Source organism: Roseivirga pacifica, from assembly GCF_900111145.1.
Taxonomy (GTDB): domain Bacteria; phylum Bacteroidota; class Bacteroidia; order Cytophagales; family Cyclobacteriaceae; genus Roseivirga; species Roseivirga pacifica.
Map to the genome: position 1 here is coordinate 1,967,663 of NZ_FOIR01000001.1, position 6,369 is coordinate 1,974,031.

The 6,369-nt window shown below is 42.3% G+C and carries 1 protein-coding gene; it reads left to right on the forward strand.

What is annotated here, in order from left to right:
* Window positions 1-384: 384 nt before the first annotated feature.
* The coding region (locus BMW98_RS08985) for a beta strand repeat-containing protein (protein WP_170836511.1) at window positions 385-6,369 on the forward strand (5,985 nt) is incomplete at its 3' end.

The following is a 6,369-nucleotide window of genomic DNA, read 5'->3' on the forward strand; positions in this document are numbered from 1 at the left end:
GGTACTGAAATTGCCAAAAGAAATATATTCTGAATAGCCTCTTAAACTAGGTTGATAATTGAGATTATTTAAAAGTTTTTCTTGTGCTATCCGAGAGTCCTGAGCTTTTTATAAATCACACTAATGTCATAGTTTTTTTACTTAAACTAAGCAGGTATAAATACTTGTTTTAGAGGGTGCTATTTTCTCGAACAAAAAACTACTATATATTTATTGCTAATTGAAATATAAAACTAAGCGTATCGTTGCGCTGCCTGTTCTTATGAATTACAGGTTTTAGTTTGTAAAAATAATGCTCATTCACCACCAAAACATATGATTGATTTTAATAGACTCCACAAGAGCTTCATGAAAACCATTGGGTCAGCCTTGATTCCAAAGGTCATGATGGCAAAATCATTTTCTTTAGCGGTAAATGGCTCAGGCCGTTGTTTGTCCAAATTGAGCAACCTTAGCATTGGCGCTATTGGTTTTGTGGATAGCTATTTAAAGATACTCTTTACAGGGCATAGAAGTGCCGTTAGGCTTATTGGTTTGCTTACTTTTGTCTTGGTTGTTCAAACGTTGCCATTTTTGCAAGTTAATGCTCAGACCATAGGCTCGACTATCACCTTTGAGGCAGGCTCTGCTCGGTTACTTACTGGGGCTTCCACAAATCCTAGTGCAACAAACATTGATGGCCATAGTCTAGGGGTTTCTGCTGTAACATCAGGTAATATTGTCAATATAACGGTGAATAATACGGTCTCAGGCATTTCAGGTGGTTCTGACCTTGCAGTAATTATGACAGCCACTGGAACTAACGTTACTTCCTTTTCATATAAGTCGGATAACGCTGCGAATAATTTTTCTCTTACAAGCTTTGCTTTTGCAGTGGCTACAGGAACAACCCAGAATATAACCGTTCAAGGGTATGATAATGGTAGTGCCGTTTCAGGTGCAATTACTAAGACCATATCTTCTGCGGGAACTACCAACTTTACGGTTACTTCAGGGGATATTTCGGCTTCATCAGGGTGGGGTAATATTGATGAGATTAGAATGACGATGAACACACCTGCACCTGCAAATTTTGCAATAGATGATGTTTTGCTTGCTGCAGCTGTAGCCTCCAACAATGCCCCAACCGCCTCTGCTTTCACTGCAAATCCATCAGAGAATCTTACTTACACCTTTTCGACTAATGATTTTGGCTATAACGACAGTGATTCAGATCCTTTAGATCATGTATTAATTGAATCTGTACCAGCAAATGGTACTTTATATTTGGATGCCGATAATGATGATGTCTTCGATGGTGGCGAGGCAGTTTCGGTTTCTCAACAAATCAGTAAGGCCGACTTAGACGCTGGTAACCTCCAGTACATTCAAAATGGTTCAACAGGATCATCTTTTCAATTCGAAGTAAATGATGGTACCGATAACAGTACTGGGAACTATATTGCAACGCTTACCATGTTACCCGTACCAACGGTAACCTTAAGTTTGGTCACTTCTTCTAAGTCAGAATCGTTAACTACGGCAAATGGTATTACAGCCACTTTGTCTAATTCTTACGGGGCAAATACCGTAGTGAACTTGGCCTTTTCAGGTTCTGCAACAGGTAGTGGGGTAGATTACTCTGTCTCATCTACATCAATTACAATAGGTGCCGGTAATACCACAAATACAATAGTATTAACCAACGTGCCTGATGCACTCTATGAAGGAAACGAAGAAGTAGATATAGATATTTCGACCGTTACGAATGGAACGGAAAATGGCACCCAACAACAAACATTTACTATAATTGATGACGATAGCCAACCAAACGCTACGTTGGAGGTCCTCTCAATTTATAATCCACTGACTGATGAGAGTGGCGGACAGGCTTATGTTCGAGGGAAAATTGATGCCGTTGCCGGGACTACTATTACCATTCCACTGTCATTTAGTGGGACAGCTTCAGGTGGTGGTACAGATTATTCAATTACGGGGAGTTCAATTGAGCTTTCCCCAGGGGAAACAATGGACAGCATTAGAATTACTTCTCAATATGATGGAATAGAAGAAGGGAGTGAAACAGTAATAGTAGATATGGGTTCACCTACCAATGCTATTGAAAGTGGTACTCAGCAGGTGACTATTACTATAATAGATGAAGATGCTACACCTCCTAGAATAAATTCTATAGTTAGACAATCACCTAGCAGTAGTCCTACAAATGCAGATTTATTAGTATGGGATGTTACATTTAATGAAGCTGTTAGTAATGTTGGTGCCGCAGATTTTACGGTTTCGGGTACAACGGGTACAATATCTTCAGTTACTAATCCTAGTGGTAATACGTACAGGGTGACAGTTTCCGGTGGAGACTTAGCTTCTCTTAATGGAACAGTTACACTGGGTTTTGCTGGTGGTCAAGATATTGTCGATTCTTTTGGTACGGCCCTTTCTAATACAACGCCAACAGGAACTAATGATAATACGTTTGTGGTAGACAATTCTGCCCCCGCAGCTCCTAGTACTCCAGATATGACTACTGCCACAGATTCGGGTAACGAAGAGCATACCGCAGGGTCTACTTCAGATAACCTGACCAAGAATACCACACCAACCTTTGAAGGTACAGCGGAATCTGGCGCTACTGTAAAAATAATATCGAATATCGATGGAGAAGTAGGTAGCGGTACTGCTACGGGTGGAAGTTATTCAATAACTACGAGTGCTTTGACTGCTGGTGCTCATACCATTACGGCAACAGCAACAGACGCATCCGCAAATACGAGTTCTGCTTCATCTGCCTTAAGCATTACTATCGATACTACTTCACCTACAGTGAGTATTTCTACCACATCCAGTAATCCAACCAATGATAATCCTATTCCCGTAACCATTACCTTTAATTCTGAGGCGGATAATATGAAGGAGAATGACATTACCGTGGTGAATGGCACAACTGGTGATTTCGCTTCTCCAGACAGTACTAGCTTTACCGTAAGTATTACGCCTTCAGGTAATGGAATCGTACAGGTATCCGTTGCCGCAGGTAGTGCATTTGATCGAGCTGGGAATGCCAATACTGTTTCGAATACATTAAGCCTAACTTATGATGGAACTGCCCCAGCGTTCAGTTCGGTAAGCCCAAGCTCAAGTAGTGCGGTCAATACTGCGAATGTTGGTTACACTTTATCTGAAGCTATTGCTTCAGGTACTGTTACCTTCACAAGAACCAGTGGCACAACCGATGGCAGTTCACCACATGTAGTAACGCTTACAGGGTCTGAACTAAATGCGGGGGCAAGAGCCTCAGCAGCTTTGACCAATGCGCCAACTCTGGTCTCCGGAACGATTTACACAATCAGTTTCGATGGACAAGATGCTGCTGGGAATTCAGCAACGACTGTGAATATCACCAATGTTACTTTCGATAATACGGCCCCAATCTTTGATGGGGTAAACTCGACTCCGGCAGATGGTGCAACAGACGTTGGAGCTGCCGATAATCTGGTACTCGACTTTAGTGAAAATATCGCAGCGGGTACGGGTAATATCACTATTCGCGATGTTACTGGTTCAACTAACTTTGAAGTCTTTGATATTGCAACAGCAACAGCTACAAGTAACCCAGTCAATGGTGCTCTTGGTATTTTAAATGACAAATTATACATCAATCCAACGAATAGTTTTACTGAAACAAATGCTTATTCTGTTAGAATAGATGCCAACGCTATAGATGACGCTAGCGGGAATAGTTTCGCTGGGGTTACAAATGATACTGATTACAATTTTAGCGTAGCTGATGTTACCGCTCCAACGATACAAAGCAGTAGTCCTGCAGATGGAGCTAGCAACGTTACACTCAGTCAGAATCTCACCATTACATTTGACGATAATATGGCTGTAGGCACTGGTAACATTACAATAGTTGAAACTGGTGTAGGTAATTTTGAGCAGTTAGATGTTACCAATGGTACATTGGTTAGTGTGTCTGGTGCTACGGTTACTTTAAACCCTGCAGGTACCCTAAAAAAAGGAACAAACTATCATATAGAAATAGATGCATTGGCATTAGATGATGATGCTGGAAACGATTTTGTTGGAATAGCAGATGCTACAACCTTGAATTTCAAAACAGTTGATGTTGTGATCAATGAAGTGGTCACTGACCCTCAGCAAGATTGGAGCACCAATGGTTTTGATGGGACATTCCCTGGGAGTCCAACCGTGACAGCTGGTACAGATGAGTGGGTTGAGCTGTATATCAGGAGTGCAGGAATAGACTTTACAGGGTGGACCATTGAGTTAACAGATGGAACGGATTTTTCAGGTGATTTAACAAATACAGGAGCCTTTGATGTTTCGAATTATGTTAGCAGTGGTTCTGGAACCTTTAATGGTTCAGAGTCAGGAGATTATTTAATTCTAGGTGATCCTGACGGTGGGTCAGCAATGAATAACGATGTGCTTATTGTGTTGAAGGATCCAGGAGGAGCAATAGTAGATCAACTGCAACTTGGAGGAGGTGCAGGAGAAGCCCCTAGTGGGGATGCGACTAGCAGATCTGATGAATCTGTTCAAAGAATTCCTAACGGTACAGATACTGATGCTGACGATGCAGACTTTGTACAAGCAGCCGCAAGTATTGGGGCAGTCAATGATGCGTCTGGGCCTCAAATAACAAGCTTAGGCTTGCACAATAGCAATTCCTTTATAGAGATTTTCGCCAACGAAGGGCTTTACAGCACAAATGGAGGCAGTGGAGCACTGGAGGTTTCAGATATAGATATCTCCATTTCTGGTGGAACTGCTCATACGCCTGTTGTTACGAGTCTAAAACAATTGAATGGAACTTCTGACCTAGTAGGTGGAGAGAGCATGATTAGAGTGAATTTCACGACTACTGGGGTAGCTGATGGAGGAGAAACGATAACTATCAACTTTGCCGATGGAAGTTCAGTATTTGATGCAGCAGGAAATGCCGCAGCAGCAACACAAAGCAATAATACAAGAATACTGAATGATTTGGTGGACCCATACATAACAGGTGTAAGCTTAGCCTCTGACAATTCGTACATAGATGTAACCTTCAATGAAGGAGTTTATGAAGACAACTGTGGAGGCGGTGGTCTTACTGCAGCGGATTTTGATCTACAAATTTCTAATGGTACCGCAACAGTACCTGTTATCTCAAGTGTAAAACAGAATGATAGTGCTACTGAAGGCTCTGCCTCAGCACTAGCAGGAGGTGAAACAACAATCAGAATTTTCTTCTCTGTTACAGGAACTCCTGATGGAGGCGAAACCCTTGAGGTAGACCTTCAAGCTAATGAGGTTTTTGATATTAACGGACGTACTGGGGTCGCAGATCAAACTACTAATAATACAGTCACTTTGAATGATGAGGCTGCACCAACAGTAACAAGCATTGCTCGTCAATCTCCAACTACGACCCCTACCAATGCAGATCAGCTAGTATGGGATGTAACTTTTGATGAAGTAGTTGCGAATGTAGGAACAGCAGACTTCTCCGTATCAGGAACTACAGGAACAGTTACTTCTGTGACCAATCCAAGTGGGAATGTGTACAGAGTAACTGCATCCGGTGGAGATCTAGCAAGTTTAAATGCTACGGTTACTTTAAGCTTTGCTGGTGCTCAAGATATTGCAGACGCTGCAGGCAATGCCTTAGTGAATACTACACCAACAGGTACGAACGATAATACTTTTGTGGTTGACAATACAGCCCCTCGAGTAATAAGCATTGCTCGTCAATCTCCAACTACGACCCCTACCAATGCAGATCAGCTAGTATGGGATGTGACTTTTGATGAAGTAGTTGCGAATGTAGGAACAGCAGACTTCTCCGTATCAGGAACTACAGGAACAGTTACCACGGTGACTAATCCAAGTGGGAATGTGTACAGAGTAACAGCATCCGGTGGAGATCTAGCAAGTTTAAATGCTACGGTTACCTTAAGCTTTGCTGGGGTTCAAGATATTGCAGACGCTGCAGGCAATGCCTTAGTTAATACCACACCAACAGGTACGAACAACAATACTTTTGTGGTTGACAATACAGCCCCACGAGTTACAAGCATTGCTCGTCAATCTCCAACTACGACCCCTACCAATGCAGATCAGCTAGTATGGGATGTAACTTTTGATGAAGCGGTTGCGAATTTAGGAACAGCAGACTTCTCCGTATCAGGAACTACAGGAACAGTTACCTCGGTGACCAATCCAAGTGGAAATGTGTACAGAGTCACTGCATCCGGTGGAGATCTAGCAAGTTTAAATGCTACGGTTACTTTAAGCTTTTCTGGGGTTCAAGATATTGCAGACGCTGCAGGCAATGCCTTAGTGAATACTACACCAACAGGTACGAAC